Below are 25,648 nucleotides of genomic sequence, written 5' to 3' on the forward strand. Positions count from 1 at the left end.
CGCCAAGCTGCGGCGTTATTTCCTTGAAATCGTGAGGCCAGCCGTCCTATCTACGCATCAGCGGCGTGGGTGGGCCAACCACTCAGTTTTGAACAATTCTAATCTAGCTTCTAAGAAGGCCCTGGCCTCACGTCAAGGTCGAATCTTGTGAGAAGCGTTCAAGAATTGTTCCTGGACAGCCAGTCAGTCTGTAGTCGGAGTTATTGATGCCAGAGGTCATTTTCACGGGTCCGGCCGGTCGGCTGGAAGGTCGCTATCAGCCTTCCAGGGAGAAGAACGCGCCTATCGCGATCGTGCTTCATCCGCATCCGCAGTTCGGCGGGACGATGAACAACAAGATCGTCTACGACCTCTTCTACATGTTCCAGAAGCGTGGCTTCACCACGCTTCGCTTCAATTTTCGCGGCATCGGCCGCAGCCAGGGCGCATTCGACCATGGAATCGGCGAGCTGTCGGACGCCGCCGCCGCGCTCGACTGGGTGCAGTCCCTGCATCCCGATTCGAAAAGCTGCTGGGTGGCCGGCTATTCCTTCGGCGCGTGGATCGGAATGCAGTTGCTGATGCGCCGGCCGGAGATCGAGGGGTTCATGTCCATTGCCCCGCAGCCCAACACCTACGACTTCTCGTTCCTTGCGCCCTGTCCGTCGTCCGGCCTCATCATCCATGGCGATGCCGACAAGGTGGCCCCGCCGAAGGATGTCCAGGGGCTGGTCGACAAGCTTCACACGCAAAAGGGCATCACCATCACCCAGAAGACGCTGCCGGGCGCCAATCACTTCTTCTCCAGCGAAGCCGACCTGCTGATCGAGGAATGCGCCGACTATCTGGACCGCCGCCTCGCCGGCGAACTGGCCGACCCGCGCCCCAAGCGCCTAAGGTAACGGCCTGACCAGAACCCCGCCGCTCACCGGCTTTTCGCACCCCGTCGTGGTCGGGAAGGTGAGCGGCAGCTTCTTTTGCGAGCGCACCGCCAGATAGGCCCATGCTTCCGCCTCGGTGGCATCTCCATCCATGCCGGCTTCTTCGGCGGAAATCACTTCCGTATCCATGGCTTTCGCGCCCGCCTTCAGGTCGCGCATGATGTGGGGGTTCTTGCGGCCGCCGCCGCAGACGATCCACAGTCGCGGCTTTTCCGGCAAATGCCCCACCGACTTCAGGATCGCGGCCGCCGACACCGCCGCCAGCGTTCGCGCACCATCGGCCAGATCCAGACCTTGCGCCTCAACAAGCGTAAAATCGCCGCGGTCCAGCGATTTCGGGCCGGGCTCGGCGAAAAATGGCTTGCCGAGATAGAGGGCGACCACTTCGTCCACCACCTTGCCCTCCGCCGCTATCGTACCCCCGGCATCGAAGGCAACGCCCGCCTTCCGCGCCACCCACTGATCGATCAGCCCATTGCCCGGTCCCGTATCGAAGGCGACCGGATCGCCTTCCCCCGGCACATACGTAATGTTCGAAATGCCACCGATATTGACGAAAACGATCGGGAATTTGCCCGCAAGATGTGAGGGCAGCGAGCGCGCCAGCGCCGCGTGATAAGCGGGTACCAGCGGCGCACCCTGCCCGCCATGGCGCATATCCTCGGCCCGCATGTCGAACACCACCGGCAGGCCGGTGAGATTTGCCAGCAATTGCCCGTCGCCAAGCTGCACAGTCAGCCCCTGCTGCGGCCGGTGCAGCACCGTCTGGCCATGGAACCCGATCAGTTCCGGTTCACCCCACGCCCCGGCCTGTCCGGAAAGAAAAAGCTCCACTGCCCCGGCATGCCGGCGGGTGATCTCGCCTTCAAGCGCGGCAAGATCGCCGGGACGTTCGGCGCGCTCGCCGATCTGCCGCGCCACCTTCAGCCCCGCCGCGATACGGTCGCGAAACGCGGTTTCATAAGGCACGAACAGGCCCGGTCCCCGCTCGACGATATCGACGCCATCCGTGCGCAGCATGGCAAGGTCGATGCCGTCCATGGAAGTGCCGCTCATCAGCCCGATTGCGCAGATTGTCGCCATTTGGCTTGCCGTCCTTGTGATTCCCCGCCCGCAGATGCTAAACGCGCGCGGTCACACTTGCCACGCCGGCGCCTGTCTGCCGGTGCTTTCGGGAAAAGAAAAATGACTGCCTTCAAATCCGACTTCCTGCGCATCATGAGCGAGCGCGGTTTCATCCACCAGATTTCGGACGAAACCGGCCTCGACCAGCTTTTCGCGACGGAGACGGTGACGGCATATATCGGCTTCGACCCGACAGCGCCCAGCCTTCATGCGGGCGGGCTGATCCAGATCATGATGCTGCACTGGATGCAGAAGACCGGCCACCGGCCCGTCGCCCTGATGGGCGGCGGCACCGGCATGGTGGGCGACCCTTCGTTCAAGGACGAGGCGCGCAAGCTGATGACGCCGCAGACCATCCAGGACAACATGGACGGCATCAAAAAGGTGTTCTCCAACTACCTCACCTTCGGCGACGGCCCGCGCGATGCCTTGATGGTGAACAATGCCGACTGGCTGCTGCCCCTGAACTATCTCGAATTCCTGCGCGATGTCGGCCGTCACTTCTCGGTCAACCGCATGCTGTCGTTCGATTCGGTGAAGCTCAGGCTCGACCGCGACCAGTCGCTGTCCTTCCTCGAATTCAACTACATGATCCTTCAGGCTTACGACTTCGTCGAGCTGAACAGGCGCTACGGCGTGCGCCTCCAGATGGGCGGCTCGGACCAGTGGGGCAACATCGTCAACGGCATCGATCTCGGCCACCGCATGGGAACGCCGCAGCTTTACGCGCTTACCACGCCGCTGCTGACCACCGCCTCGGGCGCCAAGATGGGCAAGTCGCTGGGCGGCGCGATCTGGCTCAACCCGGATATGCTCAGCCCCTATGACTTCTGGCAATACTGGCGCAATACCGAGGACGCCGACGTCGAGCGCTTCCTGAAGCTCTACACCACGATGTCGCTCGATGAGGTGGCAAAGCTCGCGGCTCTGGGCGGCGCCGAGATCAACGAGGCGAAGAAGGTGCTCGCTACCGAGATCACCGCACTTCTGCATGGCCGGAAAGCGGCTGAAGAGGCGGCGGAAACGGCCCGCAAGACCTTCGAGGAAGGCGCTCTTGCGCAGACGCTGCCGACTGTCGAGGTTGAGAGCGCTTCGCTGGAGACCGGCATGGGCATTCTGTCGCTGCTGGTGGCCGCGGGGCTGGCAACGTCGAACGGCGAGGCCCGCCGGCATATTCAGGGCGGCGCCGTGCGTCTCAACGACCAGCCGGTTGCAGATGACAAGCGTGTCGTGACCACTCAGGATCTGAATCCGGAAAACGTCGCAAAGCTTTCTCTCGGCAAGAAAAAACACATTCTGGTTCGTCCGGCCTGACCGGACGGACATATCCCGTTTCCCTGTAGCGCTTCCGCTTTTCCTTAAAGCGTGTCGCGATCTTTCAGATTCGCTCCCTGCGCTTTAAGTTCTTGTTTTTACGCATGTCGTTGCCCCGAAACCGGTTCCCACTTTCGGGCGACATGCTTTAAAACGTCACGCCAGACCTCATGTTCGCCGCGCACCGGACACGGGTCACCGCCACCGTCGATGCGCGCGGATTTTCGTCCGCCCTGCGCGGCAACGGCCAGCCGCAAATGCGGCTCATGAGGGCGTAAGGCGGCCTTGCCCCTCCTTGCCGGGGCGGGGCAGCGTCCACCTTGCATTACCTGTATTCGAAGATCGAGCGGAAGATGCCGGGCGCGATCACCGACAGAGGGTTGATCTCCAGTTCCGGCTTCTTCACGTTTCCGCGCAGGCGGTAGGTCACGCCGATCAGACCGCGGTCACGGCCATTGCCGAGGATCGCGCCGACCAGCGGCAGTTCGCCGAAAATGCGGTTCAGGCCATAGGCCGGCATGAAGGTGCCGGTCATGTCCATATTGTCGTTCTGGTCGTAGAGAATGCCCTGGAAAGTGGTGCCGATCAGCGGCCCGCGCAGAACGCCGTTGGCAAGCTTCACATAGCTCGCCCCTTTCTCCACTTCGGTGGAGCCACGCTCGAAGCGGACGCTCGACGTATCGATGTTGCCGCGCACCGCCTGATTGAGGCTGCGGCTGTCGCCGGCGGGTGTTGTCGAGACGATCGACGCCAGCTTCGGCTCGTTCACGACGAGGAAATCGCGTGCATCGATCCTGCCCTTCAGGGGGCCGTCACCAGCGCCTTGCAGGGCGATCGCCAGGCCGCCGCCCCTGACATTTCGATAGATATCGAGAAAACGGAGAATTGAACCGGCATCGGCCGAGCGCATGGACAGGGTTCGCTGGCTGCCGCTCGTGCCGCCCTCGGCCGTAACGGCTGCACCGCTGCTTGTCGTCGCGCTGGCCTTCAGGCTGCCTATCCGCGAGCCCGCCCCGCTGTAGCTGAGCTTGAGGCCCGCCAGCATTTCGTTGTGGAAGCCGGTCAGCCTGCCGATGTCGGCCGTCAGCGAAACCGTATCCGCCTTGTCGCGTGCCTTGCCCGACCCGCCGGGACCGGAGGTAAATTGCTTGATGACGGGGCGCACGTCGAGCGATGCTCCCGATACGTCGACCTTGTAGCCCGAACCCGTGCGGCGAACCGAGACGGCAACGTCGTCATCCCGGTTGAGCCGTACCTTATCGAAGGTTGCAGAAGACAGGGCCCCGCCTGAAAGCACGACATCGCCCCTGGCGGAGAAGCTCTTGCCGTCGAGGCTGAAACCGGAAAGCCGGGTCGTGTCGCCTCCGGTCTTCATCATGAAAGCGGCCTGCGCCGGAACCCCCTGGCCCTTGCTCCAGCCCACCCATGGCAGGCTCAGCTTCGCGGCAGTGAGGTCGGTGTTGACGGAGCGCGCGCCATCGGCCCGATTTTCCAGCGCCACCTTTATCGTGCCTTCCAGCATGCCGGAAAGGCCAGGCATCAGCTTGTCGCGCAGCTTGTCGTCAAGGATCAGCGTAACCTTTCGGCTGCGCGCGACGTCCGACGCCTTCAACGGCTCAACAAGGCTGACTTCGGCGGGAATGTCATTGAGCCTTGCGGTTGCAACGATCGTGGCCTTGCCGGGATCGACGGTTATGGAGCCGTTGGCATCGGTCACGTTCTGGCCGTCGAAATCCTTCTTCAGCGCCAGACCCTTGTAGTCCAGAGCGACCAGCCAGTTCAGCGTGCTCGTGTCGATACCTGCTTGGAGGGGAATGTCAGCCTTCACATTGCCAGTCACCCGACCGGAAAACTCTTCCGGTTTGAGGCCGACATAGCGCATGGCGTTGATCGGCTCATAGGATGCCAGTTCCACTATGGCATCCGCATCGCCCTCGACATTGATGTCGAGCTTGCCGATGACGGGGCGTTGATTTGCATCATCCACCGTCAGCGTTCCCTTGCTCGCCGCCGCGATGCGGCCGCTGGGCATGTAGACGGTGCCGGACTCCAGCGAGATGCGCACCTGCGTTCCATCGAACTCCACCCGACCGACGGCATCGCGCACAGGAGGGATATGGCCAGCCGTGTCGAAGCGCGCGCCCTCGACATCGAACCGGCCCGATACTTCCTTCGCGGTCAGCGGCACGCCGCTGCCCAGACGCCCCGGCTGGACATCGTAGCGAAGGCTGGCCTGCGGAACCCGCCCACCGAACAGATTCTTCAGAACCCATTGCCGGGCACTGCCGGCAGCCATCCATGGCCATAGCTGCTTGACGTGGGAGACGGGCATGTCGTGGACGTTGAGCGCCAGAAACAGCCCCGGCGTCTCATCTCCGGCGAATTGCAGCGTTGCCATCCCCACAGCCTCGCCGCCCGCACCGGAACGCACCGCGATGGTGTCGGCGATCAGCTTGCGGCTGTCCACATCGTAGACGCCGGCGATGCGGCTGAGAAACCGCAAAGCCGGCTCCGACGAATCGTCCGGAGCCAGCGTCGATCCGTCACTGACGAAGTCATAGCGGTAGGCGGGCCCCTCTTCCGGCGAAACCTCGGGCGGACGAGGCCCGACCGATCCCTGAAAGGTGAAATTCGAGCGACCCGTCTTCACCAGAAGACGCCCTATATCGATCTTGTTTGAACCTCTCTCCAGCGTTGCCTGCATGGCGATATCGGCGGCCAGCAAGCCTCGGAGACCGAAATCGAGCGCCGTCCCTTTGAGGTCCAGAGAAGCCCGCAGTTCCGATGCGGTCTCCCCCACGCCTTCGCTTCCCTTAAGATGCAGGGTGCCGGCGCCGGGCTCGTGGCCTCCCCCCGGCCAGAAAGTTTCCAGTTGCGGGCCGGCAACCTCGATGGTTGCATCAAGATCGACAATGCGCCGCGTCAGGGGATCGCGCGCTGCGATACCGGCAAGGCTGATGGCACGCCCGTCGACGGTTGCGGTGGTGGACAGTTCCATACGGTCGGAACCTGCCTGCCGCACAACCGCATCGGCGATCTTCACGGAACGGATGCCGACATCCGCCGGCAAGGCAAGTTCGACATTGACCAGCCTTATGTCACGCACAGACTCCATCTTGACGGCATCGAGAGCTTCGCGAACGGAATCGAAAACCGCCGCGATCACCTTGTCGGGATCGATCAGCCCCTGGCTGTCACGCAGGGGAGCCACCCAGTCGTGCCTGCCAGACGAGAGGCCAGCCAGATCTATACGCGCATCCGAGAGCTTTGCGCTGGTCAGCCGCACCTCGCCGCCGACAAGCGGCAGCGCCCGCATGCCGAAACGCACGGTGCCGGCCTCAAGCATCCTGTTGCCATCGGCCGTGGTCAAACTCAGATCGCTCACCTGCAAGGCAAGGAAACTCGATCCATCAAGCGTGATGCCGGTCGATCCGCTGCTTACCTTCACATCGGTTTCGGCAAGCCGGCGGATGGCGCTTTCCGCCTCCCGCTGAAGGCGATCCTTGCCCACCCCCGAAGCGCCGATGGCATAGACACCGGCAACAAACAGAGCCGCAATCAGGGCCAGCGCCAGAGCGGCACGCTTCAGCCACCTGAATCTGCGCCTGAAAACAGCCCGCCCGAGAGGCGGAGTGCAGCCGGCGGAAGGCAGGGCACTCAGATCGGTGATCTCAGAACGCCGAAACCTGATCTTCTCGTGCTGTGGAAGTTCCTGACCCACACCAAATCCCAATGCCGTGCCAATGGCATGCGGCTGGCAGCTCCCCCGTCGCTTGCCGCACTTCAGGCGCCTCATGCGTCTCAGGGACGCGCTCCGGAGCGAATCCCGATAGAACCATATATCGGTGGAACTCCACGCGTAACCTCAAACAAGGGCATTGCTATGACCGCTACCAGCGAAATCGGGCTCAATATCGGAGACAAGGCTCCCCAGTTTGAATTGCCCGGCGATGGCGGCGGCACGGTGCGGCTTTCGGATTTCGCCGGCCAGCCCGTGGTGGTCTATTTCTACCCGAAGGACGACACGGCGGGATGCACCGCCGAGGCCATCGATTTTTCGCGCCTGAAACCCGAGTTCGCAAAGGCCGGCGCCACCGTAATCGGCATCTCTCCGGATAGCGCCAAGAAGCACGACAAGTTCAGGGAAAAGCACGAGCTGACAGTCGCGCTTGCAGCCGACGAGGAGCGCAAGGCCATCGAGGCTTACGGCGTATGGGTGGAAAAGCAGATGTACGGGCGCAGCTACATGGGCGTCGAGCGCACAACCTTCCTCATCGGCCGCGACGGCCGCATCGTGCAGATCTGGCGCAAGGTGCGCGTCAAGGGCCATGCAGAAGCGGTTCTGGAAGCGGTCCGCTCACTTTGAGCGGAACCTTTCCTCCCCTGCGCGCGTTGGGACCGCAACCAGCCAGGGAGGAATATATGCGCAGCATTCTGCTATGGGCCGTCGGCGTTCCGATCCCGATCATCATCCTGTGGTGGATATTCGGATGACCTGACCGCCTCCCTGCCCCTTTAGCCCAACCCTGCCCGCTGCCTTCCTCCCGGCAGCGGGTTTTTCACGTTCATCTTTCCCGATATCTCTGCGGCACAAAGCTTTGTTAACCCTAACACCGCATAAATCGAAGGACGGCATGGTTAACGGGGCGTATCGTGACAGCAGTCCAGTCAGCGGTATTCGGCAAGCGCAGGGAACCTCATACCGTCATCATCGCGCGTGGCGACGAGATCCGGCACTTCACCATTCGCCCCTGGATGGCCGCGCTCGTCGGCTCCGCCGTCATGGCGCTCTCCCTCGGCTATCTGGGGGCAACCTCCTATCTCGTGCTGCGCGACAACATCATCAGCGCCTCGACGGCACGCCAGGCGCGCATCCAGCAGGCCTATGAGGATCGCATTTCGGCGCTGCGCGCGCAGGTGGACCGCATCACCAGCCGGCAACTGCTCGATCAGCAGCTCATGGAAACCAGGGTTACCGAACTGATCGAACGCCAGAGCCGGCTCACCGATCGCCACGGCCGGCTCGGTCCCGTTCTCGACCGCGCGGGACGCGAGATCGGCGGCAATCTGCCACTGACCGCGCCCCTGCCGGCCCAACGGCAGAACGGCACTCCGGAAATCACCGGATCGATCGAGCGTATCGAAAAGCCTGTGCAGGCAGCCGCCGCGGACACTTCGCCCTTCGCGAACTGGACGACCCGCACGGGAGACACACCCGCTCCGGCCGTCATGGCCTATGCGGGTGCCGAACCGTCCGAGGCCGACCGGGCCGACAAGATCTTCGCGACCATCAACCGATCGCTCAAGGCCATCGAGGACGACCAGCTTGCGCATATTACGCAACTGGCCGATGCCGCTTCGGAAAGCGCGGACGCGATCTCCAACGCGCTCGAAGCCGCGGGGCTGCCCGTCGACATGGATTTCGCGCAAGAAGGCGCGGCCAGGACCGACGTCGGCGGCCCTCTCATTCCGATGGACACCGCCACCGTCTTCGATGCCAGGCTCAGGGAGCTGGATGAGGCGCTGCAAGCGCTCAGCCATGTCAAGCAGGAGGCGCGCCGGCTGCCGATTGCCAATCCCGCCCCCGGCCATGCGGTGACCAGCACATTCGGAGTACGCCGCGATCCGCTGATCGGCTCGGCCGCATTCCACTCAGGCATGGATTTCCGCGCTCCCGTCGGCATGGATGCAAAGGCCACGGCCCCGGGCAAGGTGGTGAAGGCAGGCTGGAACGGCGGTTACGGGCGCATGGTGGAAATAGACCATGGACGGGGCTTCTCCACCCGCTATGCGCATCTGAGCCGCATCGTCGTCTCGGTCGGCCAGAAAGTCGAAACGGGCGACATCGTCGGGCGCACCGGAAACACCGGCCGCTCGACCGGGCCTCATCTCCACTACGAAGTCCGCCATAACGGCACGGCGCTCAACCCGCTTCGCTTCCTGAAGGCCGGCAAGGCCATCCAGCAATATCTGTAGGCGGTTCAGGCCGTTTTTCCGCAGACGCTGCCACGCAACGTGATTTCCCTGCCGCCATGACGAAGTGCGACAAATGCTCCCCGAATGAAACCATGGCGCCCATAAGGGACATACAGAATTAGAATCTCCGGAGCATTCTTCCGCTGCGTTGCGGATGCTGGATTAGCCGCCGCGCTGACTGGCTTCATGCCAAGGGCTATCTGAAAACCTGGCTCGACAACCCTGCCGCTAGTTGGTTCATTTTTCCCGCAACCAAAGGAGGGGGAGCGACGATGAGCTTTCAGTGTGTAGAAGCAACCAGGGGTCCAGATGGCGTTTGCCCCAAGTGCAAGCGCAAGGCTTGCATCTGCCTTCAGAAATAAGCCCAAACAATTGACGGCGGCAGGCGACGTGCCTGCCGCCCCAAACACAAGATCATGGCGTTAACACTTGATCGCGACCACGACGGATGGGCGCTCCATGGAAGAGATTGCGCAGTTCCTTGGGCATGAAAACAGCCGCATCACCTTCAAGGCATATGCTCGCTATTCGCCCGATTACCCGCGCAGGCTGGCCGCGTCGTTGGAGGTCTGGGTTCGGTGAACCTGTAGACCACTTCGTAACAGCGGCGCAAAGCCTTGGGGGTACTGGTGGGCGATGACGGACTCGAACCGCCGACATCTTCGGTGTAAACGAAGCGCTCTACCAACTGAGCTAATCGCCCCCGGCGGGCCGGACCATTAAGCAGTTCCTGTCCAAATCGCAAGCCCCAAGGCGCAATTCGGCGGTTTGGATTGTGCTGAAAGAATGCCGGAACAGGGCTTTGAAGAAAAACATCGGAACTTTTCACACAACCGTCATTGCAGCGCTTGACACCTGCATGGGAACCCCTTATCCACCCGCCAACGACGCACACATCAACGGTGTTCGTCACAGCGCGGGTGTAGCTCAGTCGGTTAGAGTGCCGGCCTGTCACGCCGGAGGTCGCGGGTTCGAGCCCCGTCACTCGCGCCATTAAATCAAATACTTAGCAGACCATGAATCGGCCAAAACTCTGAACGCCAGACCGGCTGTTCAAAGTTTCATCCTGTTTCGTTCTTCGATTTTCCATCCACACCTTTCGCTTTTTGTGGATAGATGGTGTGCGTCCCCTCACCTAAACGCTGCGGTGCAACCATGCTTGAACGCGACCCCAGAATTGACGCCGTGGCTGCCAGTGACCTTGTATCGGCGTCCGTCCTTGCCTCTCTTGTCGGCATGCTGGGTGCGAAAGGCATCTTATCCGACGAAGAAGTCCGGGAGGTCTACGAGCAAGCCCTCTACCTTCTGGAAACCCAGCAATCCACAGATGAGGAAATGACGCCGATCTACGAGGCTGCCCGTGAGATAATCGAGGCGCAGTTGCGGCCGGATGAAGACGAATAGCCTCGGCTATTACGGCGGCGGCCGCCCCGTTACCCACGTATAGACCCCGACCAGCCATCCCGCGAAGGTGACGATACCGATCCCGATGCGGATGAGCCATCGGCCCACTGTGCCGGCACCTTCCGCCTTGGTGCGCAGCGTCGTGACCTCGGCCGTCACCTTTTCATGGGCATCGACCTTGTTCTTGATCGACAAGATGTCGGCTTCCTGATGAGTCTGGCGCAGGACAAGCTCATCCACACGCCTATGCAGCGCAGCCCGGCTTTCATCCTGCCGGTCCAGCCGATCCTCAATGCCATCGAGCTTGCCGATGACGACGCCGAGTGAGCGCTCGATGTTGCTATTTGTCGGCAATGCTCGTGTCCCTGTTTATTTCCAGCAGCCTCGGCCGGAGCCGAAGGTGTTGTGAGCTGCTACCTGCTCGGCAAAAGGGCGATCCTGCGCGATGATCGTCTGCCGGGTCTCTGCCGATGGCGTAAGCTTTCGCCAGCCGTCGCATTCACTGACAGTCGTTGTCTTCGAGCACCCACTTGCCGCCAAGAGCGCGGCAAAGCTCGGGGCTATCCATATTGCGTGCCTGTTCATCGACGCGGTTCCTTTCGCGCAAGACTTCAACGGATCGGGTAAGGATGGCCTGCCGTTCGCTTGCCGCGCCCCGCTGGTGGCCGTGGAGCCATGACAGGCCCATGAGAGAGGCTGCGACCGCGAGAGCGCCCAGCACACGGCCGATGGGTGATGCGAGGATGGCGATCATGCCAGTTCCTCTCTGATCTTTCGGATCGAGGCCGCCAGCCTTGGCCCGAGGAACGTCAGTATGAGCAGACCGACGACCGCCACGCCCCCAAATGCGGCTATGTCCGATACCTGGCTGTCGCGGAGCCATGCGACCGCAGCGCCCACGCCACCGAAGCCGGTGGTGAGCCAGCCCCACAGGCCGGTTTCCTTCTTGACCTTGGTTTCGACGGTCTCGGGGACCACTGGCTTTTCGACCTCGACGGGCACCTCAATCTTGGGCTGCCCCGCCTCATGCCGGCGCTTGACCTCGGAGAGAGCCGCCGTGACCTGCATGACGGAAACGGATGCATTCTGGCCGCTGTAATAGCCCTTGCCTTTCGAGGTCGGGAGCGAGGCCCATTCGCGCGCCAGATTGTCCAGCAGGCTTTCCAGCTTGAGCCGCCCCGCCAGCCACTTGTCGATACCGCGCTGGCCGAGCAGGTAGCAGCCCATGCGATCCTGCATGTCGCGGTCGAACTTCGAGCTCGACGGGATGCTGAGCGCCTTCTGGATATTCCGCCGCGTGGTCCGCACGATCTGGTAGCGCCCGACAGCCGACGAGTTCCACTTGTTTTTCGGGTGTGCCAGCATCTTGCCCTGCAAGTCATCGACCTGCTTGAGCGTCATCTTGACCAGATCGACCGGGCCGCCCGTGTATGCGCCATAGGCCAGCGTCTCGTTGTAGCCTCGGGCTTTGTCGGTTCCTTCGGAGAGGCCGATGAGGTCGAGGACGGGGCGATACACGTAATAGCGGTCGCCCGCACCATTTGGCACGTTCGTCATGTCAGTTCCTTTCAGGTTGATGATTACTTTCAGCCGCCGTAGGTTGCCGCCGGGCACCAGAAGCGGGGAATTTCGTGAAGTCTCTTAATCGTCATCCATCGGCTCCCGATCGTCGAAATGACATCCAAGGTCTGCGGGCAATCGGAGCAATCCTGGTAGCCATATTCCACATAGCGGAATGGGGCGTATCAGGTGGCGTGGATGTGTTCTTTGTTGTATCTGGCTATTTTCTTAGCATCGGCTACGTAAGAAGATCTTCATCAGGAAATTATATCAATCTTATTGATCATCTATCAAGATTTATAATTAGGACAGTTCCTGAGATTGCAATCGTTTTAACCGCAATCACATTAGCAGCGCTATTGTTTTCGTCCCCTGTAGAATGGCAGAATGTTTTGCGCGGGCTTTTTTTTAGCTCGATATACCTACAGAACTATTGGCTTATTTTTAGCGGTCAAGATTACCTCTCTCGCGACGAGACAATCAGCTTCACGCAACACTTCTGGGCTGTGTCACTAATTGGTCAATCCTATTTTCTTTGGTATTTTGTGGCGAGGATTTCCGAAAAGTTGGCGATTTTATACAAAACACGCCCAGAGAATTTTCTTGCTTCTGTTCTGACGGTCATAGCGATTACCTCGCTCGCTTGGTCCGTATATTGGACTTCAGCCGATTCTGCTGCGGCATACTTTGATTTGGCGACCAGATACTGGCAGTTCGCCGCCGGCGCCCTCGCTGGCATATTCACGACATCAATAACCTGGACGGCGGAACGCCGACTGTGCGTCTCAATGTCTTGGCTCGGACTTGCTCTAATCCTGAGTTGCGGCTATCTGGTCGGCGAACGCTTTGACTTCCCCGGATACATTTCTCTTTGGCCAGTAGGCTCGGCGCTGCTCATTCTACTGTTTGGCCGACAGAGCGACTATCGAAATGCCGGCAAGCTTTTGAGTTTGACACCGCTAGCAACTCTCGGATCTGTTTCGTTCGGGATATACCTGTGGCACTGGCCGATATACGTGGTCTTCTGGCGATTAACAGGCGGAAATATATCCGTCTTCCATGGCGTGTTTATTATTATTCTTTCAATCGTTCTAGCCTTTGGTTCAAACAGGCTAGGAAATTGGATCTCGATGCGCATTCTCCGCCCTGAGCGCGGCCAGTGGATTTCATCATCGGCCGTGGGTCTAATATTAGCCGCACTGTCTATTTTCTTTCTAGCATCGGAACGCCTGATCAGCACAGGTGCTTCCAGAGTTGAGCGACTATTTGTTGAGGGAAGCTCGATCATAACCCCTGGCCCACTAACGGCGCGGCGAGATAACCCGATCGTCTATGAGATAGGCTGTCACCAGAATGCTACCAATCCAGTGGTGAAATCTTGCTCATTCGGAAGCCAAACTCCAAATCGAATCGTTGCCTTGGTCGGCGGGTCACATTCAGCCCATTGGCTCCCGGCCCTGATCGAAATTGCCGCGACACACAACTGGCGCGTTATCTCAATGACGAAAAGCAACTGCGCTTTCGCGGATCCAAGCGATGCAAGTATTTTTGTCGAGGAGAGTTATCACCCCTCTTGCTCCGAGTGGATCAACACTGCAACCGAGATGCTCATCGAGCAGCGCCCTGATTATGTTTTCACGTTGGCAACTCGGCCCATTTTCAGTTCTCCAGATGCACGAGGAACATCGGCAGTCATCGGTGAGAGAATCCCTATTGGATATGTGCGCAGCTTTGAGCGGCTTGCCGCAGAAGGCGTTTCCGTCATAGCCATCAGAGATACACCATGGATGGGATTCGATGTTCCCACGTGCGTCTTTGCCCCGCTCCTGAGCATAGAAAAAAATTCCTGCCGCCGACCCAGGCAAAGCGTCCTCGACGACAAAGGACTGGAAGAAGGTCTTGCAAACCTGCCCCTCAATGTTGCCTATGTGGACATGACCGACTGGTTCTGCGCCGACGATTGGTGTGACGCTGTCCGCGACGGCATCCTTATGTATCGCGATAGGCACCACATCACTGCCACTTACTCGAAGCATATTTCCAGAGCCTTGTACAATCGCATTACCGAGGCCTTGACCAATCAACGGGCTCTAACTCGATAGTGTGTTTACACAAGAATGCCGCCAAGGTTCGGCAGGGCGTACAAGTCGGTATTTTTATTGCTGACTGCTATACTTATTGATAGCAATCACACTGGGTTTGGGAATTTCTCATGTCAGCTAAACTTCGCCTTCCGGCTTATTTTGCGCTCATTGCTTTCTCAGCCTTATGTGGTGCATTGGCTGCTAGGGAGATTCCTAAATATTTTCCGCCCAGCGTCACTACAAGCGCTCGATATCTTGAGCGAGTGTCTCAATTTCAAGTGCTGAAGCCTATTGCTAGAAACGTGATGATCGGGGATTCCCTGACTGAGCGGGGAATTTGGGAAGAGCTTCTTCCGGGAATGTCGATCTCCAATCGTGGCCTAGGCAGTGTCACAGTCAGTTTGCTCCGCGAAAACCTGCCCTACATACCCGAAGACGCTGAACGTGCCTTTGTCATGGTCGGCGTGAACGACATCAGCAAAGGTCGACAGGCAGAGGATGTGCTTATCGACTACCTTGCCCTGCTGGATGATCTGGATGCGCTAAAGGTCGATATCGTGGTTCAGTCCACCTTGCTTACCAATAATCGGAAATGGAATGCCGAGATCGACAAGGTGAACATGATTCTCTCGAATACCTGCCAGCAAGGCAGATGCACGTTTGTCGATCTTAACAGCGAATTGGCTGCTGATGGCGCCATCAGGCCGGGCATGACCTATGATGGCGTCCATCTGAACGGGCGCGGATATTCCACTTGGTCTCGCGCGATCAGGCCACTGATGAGTACTGATATAGATCAATCCAGCAATCCCGGGTAAATGACAGAGACCCTTGACATCATCATGTCCGGATGAATCCGACATTGTGCTGCGTCATCTATGGCTATTCACCTTCAATCAACCCCCGAAAGGCCGCAACATGCAGCAGGCCTGTAGTTGCCGGCGCGCTCAGCACAGCTGATATTGGCGAGCCGGCTACTTCGGCTACATTGGCCCAGCCGAAAGCAACCTGGCCTGATCTGCCAGACCCCGCCGCACCTCCATCCGCAATCTCCGTCAACCCAGTCAACGTATGCGTCAGCGCCGCGCCGCTATCTGCCACAGAGCAGCAAATGCCGACAACAAACGCCGGCGCGCCTGTGAACAGGGAGACTGAGAATGTGTCGGTCGGGGACACGTCGCCGGCAAGAAGGTTGGAGATAGTGACGTCGGGTAAAGCAATGCTATTCAGATCGAACACTGACAACGACAAGATGGGGATCGCCGCAGAGGTAGATGCGACGATCTCACCGGCAACACCAGATAGCCCGCCAGGGACTTGGTCTTCCGTCAGATAGTAGATTCCCACATCGCATCGACCGAGCGGCGACGTAGCGCGAGAGGCGGCAAGACTGCTTGGTGACGTGAACCCAAGAGCTTTGGTCATTGTCAGACCACCAAAGGTGACGGGGTTAAGGGTTGTCGTGTTGGCATTGACAGTCCTCGCCGCGGCAACCGCAACAACCAGCATTTTGGCACCCACAGCGGTGGTATGCGAGACCGTGCGGCTATTGCTCGTACTGATATCGGTATCCATCCATGCATTGCTCGCCAGCAAAGAGGGAGCGATCGGGACCGGAGCAGGACCGGAGCTGGCCGCCACCTTGGCCGATAGTCTCCCCGCCTCATTGAGTCCAATCTGACCATAATGCACCTGATCGACCATAAAACGGCGGCCCGTATAGTTGAAGCCATACGTGCCTCGATAGACCATGCGAAGCAAGTCGCTGTCATTGCATGCAGATTCCTGCGCCGCGCGAATGGCCGCCCAGTCTTCTGCCCTTTGATAGTCATTGCGAGACCCCGTACGGATGACAAGCATTTCGACCATTTCGGGAACCTGCCCCTTGAAATACGTCGCCAGACCCTCCAGAGCCGTCTTGTAAAGCGGTCCGGTTATTGTCGTTCCATTGATGCTTTCCGCCTCTTGCTCGCCTTGGCTCCACACAAAACGCACGGTGCCGAGCGTATATTCGTCGGCACTATTTATAGCTGATATGGCTTGATTTGCAGCATTTGCCGCTGCGGCGCGAAGGCTACCGGACGGCGACCAGTTGGATCCCGATTGGTCAGGTATTAGCGCGGTCCCGCCAGTGGCCGCCTCCACAAAAGCTGACATGCGCCCGGTTTGTGAAAACCACTCATTGGCGAAGCTCGGCCACATCGAACCGGTAAGGGCGCCGCCAACCGGATCGACAAGAGGACCGGGCTGGATAGCTCCGCCTACGATCATGATCCCGTCCAGCGCAGTCGGCGACAAGGAACTATCGCCACGACCTTCTGCATTGGATTGCCCGACGATAACAAACAGATCGATTTCTTCGATTGAAATGTATACGGGCACAACAAACCGCGTCCCATCGGCCAAACGGATTTTACGATACGCCAACGGCGCATCAGGAAGAGCAGACGCTGCGCCGCTGGCAGCTGACTGCGCAGGGTCGGTAAACATCCCAGAAACTGCGGAATCGAGATTCTCGATATGAGATTCAGACACTGCCAGGCGAATACCAAGGCTGGCGACGGATGACGCACTTGGATATCGTGCCACCTCGACGGCGGTTCCGCTCGTGTTCTGATATCGCACGATGTCATCGCCGACCTGGACCTGAAACTGCTGGCCGTTGGTCGTGGCGGCAAGGCCCGCATTGACGCTCTCGTAGACGGCGGCGCTGGTATAGGCGATGTCCTCGACGCTATCGATCCGGGCGCCAAGAGCCGTGTCGGCGGCCTCGCGTTCCTGCTTTTCGGATGCGACCTTGGCGTCGACATTGGCATCGACGCTCACCTCGATCTCACCAATTACCTCTTCCACCACCGGCCCGATTGCACGCACTTCGGATTTGCGCGGATTGTTCTTCCCGCTGGCCGGGACGCCATCGGTCACAAAATCCCGGAATGCCTGCTTAAAGGCGTCGGCTATCTGCCCCATGCTGTTCTCCATGCGAAAGCGCCCCGGCGAGCAGGGCTGAATGTCAGGTTGTCGGATTTGTCAGGTGACGATGATGGAGCCGGTCGGAACGGCGCTAGCAGGCACGCCGCTCTGGTTCGCCGCAACCAGCCAGTAATAATAGGTGCCAGCCGAAAGGCCGCTGTCTTGCCAACTGTCTGCGGCGCTTGGCGCGCCATACTCGGTCACCACCAATGCAGCCGACCCGAGGTCGTTGACCGTATTGCGATAGATCAGCGTGGCGAAATAGTTCGGACTATTCGGTGCAGTCCAATCGATATCCACCACGCCGGCTCCGCCAACGGCATTGACGCCAGCAACCAGGCCCGGCGGCACCGGATCGACGCGGGCAGTGACGGCAATCGGTGGCTCGGGGCCCCATTCCGATGCCTTGCCGGAATTGGTCATTGCCCGGGCCTGGACATGGTAGGTCTGATTATCGAGCAAGCCGAGGATGTTCTGGTGGTTTTGACCGACCGGAGCGTTGAGCGTGGTCCATTCACCCGGCGGCGAAGCAACACGATAGCGCACCTGATGCAACAGGCTGTCACGGGGTGGCGCTGCCCACTCCACACGGATCGCGACAGATCCTGCATAGGGCTGGCTGACGGCCGTTACACTCGTCGGCGCCGGCACATCGGATGATATCTCGATCGATGTCCGCTTCGGCTTTTCCGGTTCTTCGTTGGCCGAATTGAACGCGAAGTCGGAAGCTTGCACCGAGTGGGCTTCTACCGACCATGTGATGCCGTCCTCGTTGCGCTTCAGCTTGTCGACTTCGAAAACCTGGTCGAGATTGCCGAATTCTCGATGGCGCAGACGGAAGAAGCGCTTACCGATCAGCCGGATGCCGTGATATTTGAGCGTTCCGCTGATCTTGTACTTCGCCCGCGACACCAGCAGGAGCCGCTTCGCAACGCGCATCGACTGGTTATGGTTCGGGCTCCAGTAAACCCGCAGGCTGTCTTCCTCGTAGGGCTCATCGGGGACAACGAGCACATAAGGTGCGCTGGCCGCCTCGCGATAACCTATCTCCGGTTCGGTGTATTCGACCGAGAACGCATTGGCGATGTCGGTCCCTGCCTGCCCTTCCGTGTACTGGATCGACAGGATGTCGTCGTCGGTGATTTCGACATCAGGCTGGATGAAGCGGCCGACATTGAAACCGACAACCCCGTTGGTGTCCTCGTAGAAGAAGGCATCGCAGGCAACGCCCATCGAGGCGCGCACCGTGTCGCGGTCATCTGCCGATGAGTAGACGCCGGAGAGTTGCCAGCGGCGGACAGGATTGCCGTTGCGATCAAGGATGATCTCGTCCGATACGTCCGCCTCAATGGCGACCTGATCCCAGTCGACTTCCCGGTCGAGGCCGTCTTTTGAGGTGATCCAGTCCGCAATGATCAGCGCAGCGTTGGTGGTCCATTTCGTCTGCTGGTCGCGCGGATCGTAGCAAAGATAGCCCTCGATCGCCGGCGCGATGACCGGCTCACGACCACCGGGATAGACTTTTGAGAAGTCTTCGGCCTTAACCGTTTCCGCTACGGCAACGACATGGGCCAGCCCTGCCATGTCATGGGCTGAGGTCCACTGCGGGAAATTGTCTGCCAGGAGTGCCGGAGCGAGTTGTCCTGCCGCACCGAGAAAGGCAGCAACCCGCAACCTTGACCGGCCGTCAGATTGGAACCGCGCCTGCTGTGCGAGACCATTACCGTCGACAGTGAATTCCGTCTCATCGGCAAACCATTGCCTGATCCCGTTGATCTGACGGGCAGCCAGGATCACGTCATAATAGCGTTTGCCATCCTTGGCCTGCCAGAAATTGACCGGGCCGCCTTTCCTGACCAGCCCATAGGCATGTTCGAAAAAGCTGATCGGCTGACGCATATTGACCATGCGCGCACCCGGATTGGGCGGCGCATCAGGCCGCGGTCGCAGCAATGTCGCAAGAGCCGAAATGCCGACAGACAAGGCAGCATTGAGCAGCAAGCCACCCAATGCCGAGCCCGCGAACGCCCAGCCAGCCGCAAATGCTCCGGCAGAAAATCCACCGAAGGCGCCCGCAATTGCACCGCCAATGGCCGGAGCGCCCAACGCCGTGATAATGCCACCGATGAACCCGACCACTGGCGGCATGGCATGCGCCGGCGCCGGATAGAGTGCCGTCGTGCCGAGCAGGAAGGCGGCGTAGAGCGTCTTACGCACGGTCGACCTTCCACGCTGCAAGGATTTCGAGCGGCTTGCAAATGACCACGGTGTACTCGCCCTTGAGCGCCCAATTTTTGCCGAGGCAGACCGCGCCCATGAGTTTGATGCCGTCCTGATCGCGAATGCGCACCACACCGACATCGCCTCTGTCGGGGCCGCTCGTCGGCTCCAGTCCAATCGAGGCGGCGGCCTCACCCATCACCCCAGCCGGATCATTCAGAAACCCGCTGACCTTCTGGCAGGAGAGCGCGCTGTCATACTGGTCACGCCATTTGGCGGCAGCATCGGGATAGCCGAGCGCAATGAGGTAGTCGGCCAGCACAAGCATGCAGTCCGACTTGCCCCAGACGAAAGGCTCCGCCATCCACCGGTGAAGATGGGCGTAGAGGGTGTCCATGATGTTATTTGCCTAGAGCCCGAACAGACTTTGCTCATCCACGCCGTGGACCGGCATGTATTCCAGCGATGGGTTGATGACGCCGGGAGGTAATCCCAGCCGGCGCGAATGATCCGCCGTATTGTAGCGACCGCCGACCGGCTTTGCGCGTAGGTTGAACGGCCCTTCCACCTGCAGCGATATCCGCCTGATCTGCGGGCCCTCGAACGAATAGCCGAGGTTCACCATCTTCCGCTTCGTCAGAAGCTGCGGCTGGTAGACGGGACGGAAGAACTCGCTCGTCGCCTCCAGATACTGGATCAGAAACCGAGCTTCCCGATCCTTGATGACGTCGTTGCCAAGCGCCCGTATTTCCGAAATGAGGTCCGGCTGATCAGGATCCTGGATAAAGGTCAGCCCCAGTTCGATGCCCGGCGCCGATCCGTTGATCGAGAACTCAACCTCGGAGCAGCTTATCAGCCGTGATCCGACCCAGACGTTGCCTGCCAGATCCTTGAACCAACCGTCATCGCCCAGCAGAAACCGGAACACGCCGACAGTGGTGTCCAGTTCGATCAGGTTGATGATGCCGACATTCTCGGATCGAAAATCGTACTCGGACGGCATCGTCATGGGCGCGAGGTCCACTCGAGCAGTTTCACGGAAGCAGTGATGAGCCGACCTCGCTCCAGAGGCATCCGGCCTTCCAGATCGGTTTCAAAGACCATGAGAGCGGTTGCCTGTAGCGTGACCTCGTGACCTTCGGGAATGTCACGACGCAAGGGTGGTTCAAAGGCGAAGGTCGTTGCCCCACCCTCGCCTTCCCACATGCCGGTGACCCGATAGGGCCAGTCGTCGTGCGAGAACCACATGCCCGGCTCCAGCACATGATTGACTGAGGACGTATCCACGGTCATCTCCTCGGCACCGGCCTCAAGGAGCGACGGCATGACGATAGTCGGCTCCTGCGCATAGTAGGCACCGTCAGAGAACGGGGTGTCGTCGCTGTGCGGGATATGGCTAATCGACCATTCATCAAGACCCGGAATGCCCAGATCAACGGGGCAAAGATCAATGAGGGGCACGCGCAGCACATTGATCCTGCCGCGCATGCTGCTCTGGATCGCGTTCCAAGTCCGCTGCCCTTCGCACCCTATGGCAGCCAGATCGATGGTCGTTTCCCATCTGGGTTGCGCGCCGTAGGCCACCTGCCCGGTGCCGGTCACACCTTCCCCGGCCGACTTGCCGCGGACGTTGATGATCCAGTCATTGGTCAATTGCGCGAAGGAGCGCGGCAGATCGATGATTTTCCGCTTCATCAGATCGTCCCGCGCTTCTGGTAGTAGCCGCTGGCGCCGGGCAGGCCCTTTCGGCTCATGCTGGTGCTCTGGTTAACCGATACCTCCAACATCGGCCCGGATGCCAACTGGATGCGTTGGTCGGCGATGTCGGCCATGCGGCCACTGTCATCGCGCAAGACGATCTCGATTACCTCGCGACCCTGCGCCACGGCAGCATTGCCATGATACTGGGGAGCCGGGGTGACATATCCACCGACATCGTAGCCGCGAAGATTGCTGTTGGCTGGCGCATAAGCTCGGACATAGCCGCCGCCCATGTACCCCTTCGCCGCCTTGTGGGCGCGGTCGAGGTGCCCGACCCCGATCCGGTCAACCGCCTTCTTCGAGAACACGTATTCCCCGGCATGGACGATGCCCGCAGGCTGAGAGTCCGTGCCGGGTCCTGTGTAACCGCCCTTGGCAAAGCCGAAGATCTTGCCGATCCCGCCAAGCAGGCCGCCGAGGAAACCTCCGCCGCCACCTGCTCCCGAAGATGCGCTGTTCACTTGGAAAAGCGCGTCAAGGACGTCATTCAGCAGTTTGTCCACGATCTTGTTGAGGGCGTTGAGCGCGGCGTCCCCGAAAGACCGCCAGAACCCTTTACCCTGCTCCAAGCCGGAACGGAGGTCGGAAACAAAACCACCTACGAGATCGCGGGCAAATTTCATTGCCGCCTCAGCCGACTTATCGACGGTCTCTTTCAAGCCTTTCCACTGATCCGTGGCCCCTTTTGCCGCATCACCCGCAGCCTTTCCTGCCTGTCCCGACGCGCTTTCAACATTGCTGAAACTGCCTGCAAGTTCACGAACTTTGTCAGCGGCAGCGGAAGCGCCTTTCGCCACGGCGTCATAGGTGGCGCCTACATAATCGGTCCCCATCGCCGAGCCGAACGCCCCCTTTGCCGCATCGGCGGCGGCGCTCGATGCTCCAGCGTAGGGATTTCCGAGGCGCCCCAGAGAGAACTCGCCGATTGTTGCGATGTTGATATCGTCGCCCATTCCGAAAGGCAGCGACTTCATCGCGGAATTGACCTTACCGATGAAGCCGTCGATCAAACCGGCAACCTTGTTGATCATGCCTTCAACACCGCCGATCACCGCGTTTGCGGTGGATATTACGAGATCGCCAAGGGCAGCGGGCAAAGCTGACCAGGTGGCTTTGATGGCGTTGAAGCCTCCGACGAACGCGCCGATTACCCAGTTCACCGCATTGTTAGCATCAGCAACGATATCGCGGCCGAATATCTGCGCGAGTTCGTCCCTGAAGATGTTTGCGGCTGCAATCGCCGCTGTGATGCCGATGACAAATGCGGCGGCCGGGTTAGCAGCCACAAAGGCCAAAGCTGCCGCGCCCAGAGCTTGTACCACGCCCCATATTGTCACAGCCAGCGCACCCAAACCGGCTAGAATTGCCGGGGCATAGATGAGCGCGAGCGCAGCGGCAGCACCGACCGCATATGGGGCAACGGCCTCGATAGCATCAGCCAGGCCATGGAGGGCTGTAACAGCGACAGCACCCCAATCTACCATCTTCGCCAGTTCGGCAAGGAGAATGCCTACGCCGACCGAAATCGCATTCAGGGCGATACCGGCCAGCGCCTGTTTCACTTTACCCAGCGCGAGCGCGAAGCCTTGTGACGCGATAGATGCCCGTTCGGTCTTGCGCCCCGCCTGCTCCACTGCATTCCCATAGCCAGTGGCCTTCGATGCTGCCTCCTGTGCGGCTCCTGCCTGTTTGGCAACGCTCTTGGTGGCTGCGTCCGAAGCCTTGGCAGCGTCCCTGATCCGCGTGCCTGTCCGGGCAACGACCTCATCATAAGTTTCCCACTGCATGCGGGCCTTGCCGGCCGCGGTGGTGATGTTCGCCGTCGCCTTGGCGGCTTTGTCTGATGCCGCTGCAACACCTGCCGCCGCGGCTTCCGCCTTTTTGGCCGCAGCCGTGAGACGATCAAGATCCGCTGCGCCCTTTTTTACCTGATCAGAGTGGACCTCCAAGCCAAGAGTGGCCACTTCAGCCATTTGCCATTCTCCTGCCGTTCTGCTTGCTGGCCACGCTTCTGATCACTTCCCTGAAAACGCCCCCCGGAACATCTCTCGTGAGAATTCCTTCGGCTTTCCGTCGCTGTTCGCATGATCGAGATAGACGCGGTCCATCGCGCGGATGCAGCGCGTGAACAGCGTGGTCTCGTCTGGTGGCCATCCAGACGTATAGAGCCTGATCGAACTGTACTGGATCGGCCCGACACCCATGCCGACCTGCCGGTCAGACGAAAGCTCCCAGAATGCGGAGAACCAAGCCCACGCGCCGGCGATGAAGTCGGGCGGCCAAAGGCTATCCGGAATATCCTGCCCGAACTGGGCGAAAGCCTCCCGCTCTTTCTGAGCGTTCGGGTTCTCCAGAGCCCAACTCAGGCAGGCCGTCAGTTTTTTTCCAGTTCCTCGGCCGCATCTTCGAGACGGTTATCAACCTGCGTAGCCGCATCAGAAACGATGCCAAGGAACTTGTCACCGGTGCGGGACGTGAGCCATTTGCGGGCGAGTTCCTTGCTGTACGGCACTGGCTTGCCGCCTTCGGTCAAGCCCTCCCAATCCAGTAGAACCGCCTCCGCAACCACTTCGCGAATGATGCGGATTTGAGCAGCATGGACGAGGTTTCCCGACGCATCGCGCTCTTTGCGCGAGGCCCGGCGTTCCTTGAACGATTTCAGGGACTGCACTTTTTCGGAAGACCAGCCGCGCACCTTCAACCGCAAGCCAGGGGCTTCCGGATTATCATCGACCCATACGCCATCATCGATTTCGGCGATGGCCTTTTCGCTCAGGAGGATTTCATTGATATCCATGATCTTTGCCTTGGTTCCCGGTTCCATGCGGGGCCGGCCGGCGGAACCACCTCCAGCCAGCCCCTAGCCGCCGAAGCGGATCAGACTTCGAGGATGTTCGAATCGACTGCGATCGACCAATTGCGCAGATGGGCGGTTGCCGCAGCGCCGCCCTGACGCGCGCCGGGAAGCGCAAGGCCATAGAACATGTCGGTCATCCCGGGCGGAGGCGCGACGGCCGTGTGCGTCCCATTGCCGGCCGCGGTCGTATCGACAGCAGTTCCTCCCGGCGTCGCCGCCACCGAGAAGGCATCTGCCGTGAGACCTGAGGAGACGACATAATAGACAGTCCCGGCCGTCAGACCGGTCGGCAGTGCGCCTGTGGTCGAGAACACGACGGGCTGACCCGCAACGAACCCATGGCCAGTCCATGTCACGACGCCCGGCGTTGCAACGCTGATCGTCACTTCGGATTCAGGCGCGCAGTCAGCGCCCCACTCGATCTTAAAGGCGTACGGCTGGCAAGCCTCGATCGCCTCCTTGAACTTGACCTGACCGGGATCGAGCGCCATCGGCACGAACTGGTTTTCCATCGTGCCGCCGTTCAGCGTCGTCTTGAATTTGCGCACGCGCTTTTCGTTGATGAGCGCCTGCTCGCCAACTTCCTGGGTATCGCCAATGGCGCCAGCGTTCGCCCATCCTCCAACCTCGGTCCATACCTGGCTTGCGAAGTCAGGCAGCGTGACCGTGCCTTTGGCCGTGACACGGCTGCCGATGTAGAGTTTCGATCCCGAGACCGGATAAAGTCCGCTCATTTTGGTTGCTCCTGCGCATGAAAAAGGCCCGCTGAAGCGAGCCAGGAAATCCGGTCAGCGCCGGAATATCGATCTGGTTACCGTTTGCGCGACTTCACTGACGGGGCAGCATGTTCCGCCAGTTCCTCCACGCCGGTCTTTTCCTTGATGCCAAGGATCTCGGCCGCGCCCTTGGCGACATGGCCCAGCGCCTCGCTAAATCTCGCGTTCAGAAGGGCCTCTCGGGCCATCTTCCGGCGCGCTTCACAGTCTGCGCACATGGCAGCCTCCTATGCGAATGTTCTCAGATTGATGCGAACTTGCGTCCGCAGATATGCATCATCGCGGTATGCCCCGAGGACATCAGGAGCCTTGGTGACGTTGACGCCGACACCCTGAAAGGACATGCACAGGCCGGCCGGGAAGTGAGCCGCGATCTTCCCGGCTTGTTCCCGGACCGCGTTCCTGTGCGTCTTGCCGGATCCTGTTCCCACCTTGGCGATCGGCCAGCAGAGGGTGAGCAAGAGCAAGCCCGGCCGCTCGTGTGGCGCATCTGCCTTGATCAAGAGGCGCACCGTCCTATTCGGCTCGTGGTGCGCCTCGATATAGGGCGCGGGCTGGCCGCCAGACGTCGGTGGCGAGGCAGGCTCGTCATCGGTCCATAAAACCGGATACGGCAACGGCAGGCTCGCCACGCGGGCCTGTATGGCCTGCGAGATCTTCGTTTCGACGGTTGGCATG

General features: G+C 60.1%; 25 protein-coding genes and 2 tRNA genes. 10 read left to right on the forward strand and 17 right to left on the reverse strand.

Annotated features, from left to right (window positions below; all coding sequences use genetic code 11):
- Positions 1-206: 206 nt before the first annotated feature.
- Positions 207-881: an alpha/beta hydrolase gene (locus DES43_RS11610; RefSeq protein WP_035025565.1), complete on the forward strand. Its 675-nt coding sequence runs from the start codon at positions 207-209 to the stop codon at positions 879-881.
- Here DES43_RS11610 and DES43_RS11615 read toward each other — a convergent pair.
- Positions 873-2,003 (reverse strand): anhydro-N-acetylmuramic acid kinase, encoded by a 1,131-nt coding sequence (locus tag DES43_RS11615; RefSeq protein ID WP_035025568.1) that lies wholly within the window; start codon positions 2,001-2,003, stop codon positions 873-875. The two genes, DES43_RS11610 and DES43_RS11615, sit on opposite strands and share 9 nt — an antisense overlap.
- A 102-nt stretch (positions 2,004-2,105) precedes the next feature.
- Here DES43_RS11615 and tyrS point away from each other — a divergent pair, with 102 nt between their 5' ends.
- Entirely contained in the window at positions 2,106-3,359 is a 1,254-nt protein-coding gene (gene tyrS / locus DES43_RS11620; protein WP_035025569.1) for a tyrosine--tRNA ligase, read from the forward strand.
- A gap of 170 nt (positions 3,360-3,529) precedes the next feature.
- Positions 3,530-3,637, forward strand: a complete 108-nt coding sequence (locus DES43_RS23360) for a glyoxalase superfamily protein (protein WP_425352075.1) — start codon at positions 3,530-3,532, stop codon at positions 3,635-3,637.
- Positions 3,638-3,684: 47 nt separating this feature from the next.
- On the opposite strand, the gene DES43_RS11625 is transcribed toward DES43_RS23360, so the two are convergent.
- On the reverse strand, positions 3,685-7,080 hold the full coding sequence (locus DES43_RS11625; RefSeq protein ID WP_035025704.1) for a YhdP family protein: 3,396 nt from the start codon (positions 7,078-7,080) through the stop codon (positions 3,685-3,687).
- Between the two features lie 162 nt (positions 7,081-7,242).
- On the opposite strand from DES43_RS11625, the gene bcp reads away from it, so the two are divergent.
- The 3 genes from bcp (at position 7,243) to DES43_RS22390 (ending at position 9,917) form a co-directional block, all read left to right on the forward strand.
- A complete protein-coding gene (gene bcp, locus DES43_RS11630; RefSeq protein WP_035025572.1) occupies positions 7,243-7,725 on the forward strand; it encodes a thioredoxin-dependent thiol peroxidase in 483 nt (160 codons plus the stop codon).
- 284 nt (positions 7,726-8,009) lie between these two features.
- A complete protein-coding gene (locus DES43_RS11635; RefSeq protein WP_035025573.1) occupies positions 8,010-9,335 on the forward strand; it encodes a M23 family metallopeptidase in 1,326 nt (441 codons plus the stop codon).
- A 429-nt stretch (positions 9,336-9,764) separates the two neighbouring features.
- Entirely contained in the window at positions 9,765-9,917 is a 153-nt protein-coding gene (locus DES43_RS22390; protein ID WP_156953472.1) for a hypothetical protein, read from the forward strand.
- A 45-nt stretch (positions 9,918-9,962) separates the two neighbouring features.
- Here DES43_RS22390 and DES43_RS11640 read toward each other — a convergent pair.
- A tRNA-Val gene (locus DES43_RS11640) sits at positions 9,963-10,038 on the reverse strand.
- 213 nt (positions 10,039-10,251) lie between these two features.
- On the opposite strand from DES43_RS11640, the gene DES43_RS11645 reads away from it, so the two are divergent.
- Both DES43_RS11645 and DES43_RS11650 read left to right on the forward strand, forming a co-directional pair.
- Positions 10,252-10,328, forward strand: a tRNA-Asp gene (locus DES43_RS11645).
- Positions 10,329-10,490: 162 nt separating this feature from the next.
- Positions 10,491-10,739: a hypothetical protein gene (locus DES43_RS11650; RefSeq protein WP_133675310.1), complete on the forward strand. Its 249-nt coding sequence runs from the start codon at positions 10,491-10,493 to the stop codon at positions 10,737-10,739.
- A gap of 9 nt (positions 10,740-10,748) precedes the next feature.
- Here the strand turns inward: DES43_RS11650 and DES43_RS11655 are convergent, their stop codons facing one another.
- The 3 genes from DES43_RS11655 to DES43_RS11665 all read right to left on the reverse strand — a co-directional run bounded on the left by DES43_RS11655 (position 10,749) and on the right by DES43_RS11665 (position 12,296).
- Positions 10,749-11,093 (reverse strand): DUF1515 family protein, encoded by a 345-nt coding sequence (locus DES43_RS11655; RefSeq protein ID WP_133675311.1) that lies wholly within the window; start codon positions 11,091-11,093, stop codon positions 10,749-10,751.
- Between the two features lie 145 nt (positions 11,094-11,238).
- Positions 11,239-11,493 carry a hypothetical protein gene (locus DES43_RS11660; protein ID WP_133675312.1) on the reverse strand — a complete coding sequence of 85 codons (255 nt, stop codon included), beginning with the start codon at positions 11,491-11,493 and terminating at the stop codon, positions 11,239-11,241.
- A complete protein-coding gene (locus DES43_RS11665) occupies positions 11,490-12,296 on the reverse strand; it encodes a lysozyme family protein (protein WP_133675314.1) in 807 nt (268 codons plus the stop codon). Before DES43_RS11665 ends, DES43_RS11660 begins: the two co-directional genes overlap by 4 nt.
- Positions 12,297-12,370: 74 nt before the next feature.
- On the opposite strand from DES43_RS11665, the gene DES43_RS11670 reads away from it, so the two are divergent.
- Together DES43_RS11670 and DES43_RS11675 are read left to right on the forward strand one after the other, a co-directional pair.
- The gene (locus DES43_RS11670) at positions 12,371-14,401 is read left to right on the forward strand and encodes an acyltransferase family protein (RefSeq protein ID WP_133675316.1); all 2,031 of its coding nucleotides are present in this window, start codon (positions 12,371-12,373) and stop codon (positions 14,399-14,401) included.
- A gap of 110 nt (positions 14,402-14,511) precedes the next feature.
- The gene (locus tag DES43_RS11675; RefSeq protein WP_133675318.1) at positions 14,512-15,201 is read left to right on the forward strand and encodes a GDSL-type esterase/lipase family protein; all 690 of its coding nucleotides are present in this window, start codon (positions 14,512-14,514) and stop codon (positions 15,199-15,201) included.
- Positions 15,202-15,265: 64 nt separating this feature from the next.
- Here the strand turns inward: DES43_RS11675 and DES43_RS11680 are convergent, their stop codons facing one another.
- The 11 genes from DES43_RS11680 to DES43_RS11730 all read right to left on the reverse strand — a co-directional run bounded on the left by DES43_RS11680 (position 15,266) and on the right by DES43_RS11730 (position 25,647).
- A complete protein-coding gene (locus DES43_RS11680) occupies positions 15,266-17,353 on the reverse strand; it encodes a sialate O-acetylesterase (RefSeq protein WP_166647737.1) in 2,088 nt (695 codons plus the stop codon).
- 60 nt (positions 17,354-17,413) lie between these two features.
- Positions 17,414-19,573, reverse strand: coding sequence for a phage tail protein (locus DES43_RS11685; protein WP_133675322.1), 2,160 nt, complete (start codon positions 19,571-19,573; stop codon positions 17,414-17,416).
- Positions 19,566-19,973 (reverse strand): DUF6950 family protein, encoded by a 408-nt coding sequence (locus DES43_RS11690; protein WP_133675324.1) that lies wholly within the window; start codon positions 19,971-19,973, stop codon positions 19,566-19,568. The genes DES43_RS11685 and DES43_RS11690 overlap by 8 nt, the downstream gene beginning before the upstream one ends.
- Positions 19,974-19,985: 12 nt before the next feature.
- Complete coding sequence (locus DES43_RS11695) at positions 19,986-20,585, reverse strand: hypothetical protein (RefSeq protein WP_133675326.1); 600 nt, start codon at positions 20,583-20,585, stop codon at positions 19,986-19,988.
- Positions 20,582-21,271 carry a hypothetical protein gene (locus DES43_RS11700; protein ID WP_133675328.1) on the reverse strand — a complete coding sequence of 230 codons (690 nt, stop codon included), beginning with the start codon at positions 21,269-21,271 and terminating at the stop codon, positions 20,582-20,584. Before DES43_RS11700 ends, DES43_RS11695 begins: the two co-directional genes overlap by 4 nt.
- Entirely contained in the window at positions 21,271-23,310 is a 2,040-nt protein-coding gene (locus tag DES43_RS11705; RefSeq protein WP_133675330.1) for a phage tail tape measure protein, read from the reverse strand. Before DES43_RS11705 ends, DES43_RS11700 begins: the two co-directional genes overlap by 1 nt.
- A gap of 42 nt (positions 23,311-23,352) precedes the next feature.
- Positions 23,353-23,715, reverse strand: a complete 363-nt coding sequence (locus DES43_RS23365) for a phage tail assembly chaperone (protein ID WP_425359068.1) — start codon at positions 23,713-23,715, stop codon at positions 23,353-23,355.
- A complete protein-coding gene (locus DES43_RS11715; RefSeq protein WP_133675334.1) occupies positions 23,712-24,134 on the reverse strand; it encodes a hypothetical protein in 423 nt (140 codons plus the stop codon). Before DES43_RS11715 ends, DES43_RS23365 begins: the two co-directional genes overlap by 4 nt.
- 80 nt (positions 24,135-24,214) lie before the next feature.
- A complete protein-coding gene (locus DES43_RS11720; protein ID WP_133675336.1) occupies positions 24,215-24,928 on the reverse strand; it encodes a hypothetical protein in 714 nt (237 codons plus the stop codon).
- A gap of 77 nt (positions 24,929-25,005) precedes the next feature.
- Entirely contained in the window at positions 25,006-25,188 is a 183-nt protein-coding gene (locus tag DES43_RS11725) for a hypothetical protein (protein ID WP_133675338.1), read from the reverse strand.
- Positions 25,189-25,197: 9 nt separating this feature from the next.
- On the reverse strand, positions 25,198-25,647 hold the full coding sequence (locus DES43_RS11730; protein WP_166647738.1) for a phage tail terminator-like protein: 450 nt from the start codon (positions 25,645-25,647) through the stop codon (positions 25,198-25,200).
- Position 25,648 lies beyond the last annotated feature (1 nt).

Origin of the sequence: Aquamicrobium defluvii (assembly GCF_004363725.1) — a bacterium.
GTDB lineage: Bacteria > Pseudomonadota > Alphaproteobacteria > Rhizobiales > Rhizobiaceae > Mesorhizobium > Mesorhizobium defluvii.

Excerpts from the sequence above, each read along its gene's own strand:
- DES43_RS11610 (WP_035025565.1), top strand. The coding sequence starts at position 207 with ATGCCAGAGGTCATTTTCACGGGTCCGGCCGGTCGGCTGGAAGGTCGC.
- DES43_RS11615 (WP_035025568.1), bottom strand. The coding sequence starts at position 2,003 with ATGGCGACAATCTGCGCAATCGGGCTGATGAGCGGCACTTCCATGGAC.
- tyrS (WP_035025569.1), top strand. The coding sequence starts at position 2,106 with ATGACTGCCTTCAAATCCGACTTCCTGCGCATCATGAGCGAGCGCGGT.
- DES43_RS23360 (WP_425352075.1), top strand. The coding sequence starts at position 3,530 with ATGTTCGCCGCGCACCGGACACGGGTCACCGCCACCGTCGATGCGCGC.
- bcp (WP_035025572.1), top strand. The coding sequence starts at position 7,243 with ATGACCGCTACCAGCGAAATCGGGCTCAATATCGGAGACAAGGCTCCC.
- DES43_RS11650 (WP_133675310.1), top strand. The coding sequence starts at position 10,491 with ATGCTTGAACGCGACCCCAGAATTGACGCCGTGGCTGCCAGTGACCTT.
- DES43_RS11660 (WP_133675312.1), bottom strand. The coding sequence starts at position 11,493 with ATGATCGCCATCCTCGCATCACCCATCGGCCGTGTGCTGGGCGCTCTC.
- DES43_RS11665 (WP_133675314.1), bottom strand. The coding sequence starts at position 12,296 with ATGACGAACGTGCCAAATGGTGCGGGCGACCGCTATTACGTGTATCGC.
- DES43_RS11675 (WP_133675318.1), top strand. The coding sequence starts at position 14,512 with ATGTCAGCTAAACTTCGCCTTCCGGCTTATTTTGCGCTCATTGCTTTC.
- DES43_RS11680 (WP_166647737.1), bottom strand. The coding sequence starts at position 17,353 with ATGGGGCAGATAGCCGACGCCTTTAAGCAGGCATTCCGGGATTTTGTG.
- DES43_RS11690 (WP_133675324.1), bottom strand. The coding sequence starts at position 19,973 with ATGGACACCCTCTACGCCCATCTTCACCGGTGGATGGCGGAGCCTTTC.
- DES43_RS11695 (WP_133675326.1), bottom strand. The coding sequence starts at position 20,585 with ATGACGATGCCGTCCGAGTACGATTTTCGATCCGAGAATGTCGGCATC.
- DES43_RS11700 (WP_133675328.1), bottom strand. The coding sequence starts at position 21,271 with ATGAAGCGGAAAATCATCGATCTGCCGCGCTCCTTCGCGCAATTGACC.
- DES43_RS11705 (WP_133675330.1), bottom strand. The coding sequence starts at position 23,310 with ATGGCTGAAGTGGCCACTCTTGGCTTGGAGGTCCACTCTGATCAGGTA.
- DES43_RS11715 (WP_133675334.1), bottom strand. The coding sequence starts at position 24,134 with ATGGATATCAATGAAATCCTCCTGAGCGAAAAGGCCATCGCCGAAATC.
- DES43_RS11720 (WP_133675336.1), bottom strand. The coding sequence starts at position 24,928 with ATGAGCGGACTTTATCCGGTCTCGGGATCGAAACTCTACATCGGCAGC.
- DES43_RS11725 (WP_133675338.1), bottom strand. The coding sequence starts at position 25,188 with ATGTGCGCAGACTGTGAAGCGCGCCGGAAGATGGCCCGAGAGGCCCTT.
- DES43_RS11730 (WP_166647738.1), bottom strand. The coding sequence starts at position 25,647 with ATGCCAACCGTCGAAACGAAGATCTCGCAGGCCATACAGGCCCGCGTG.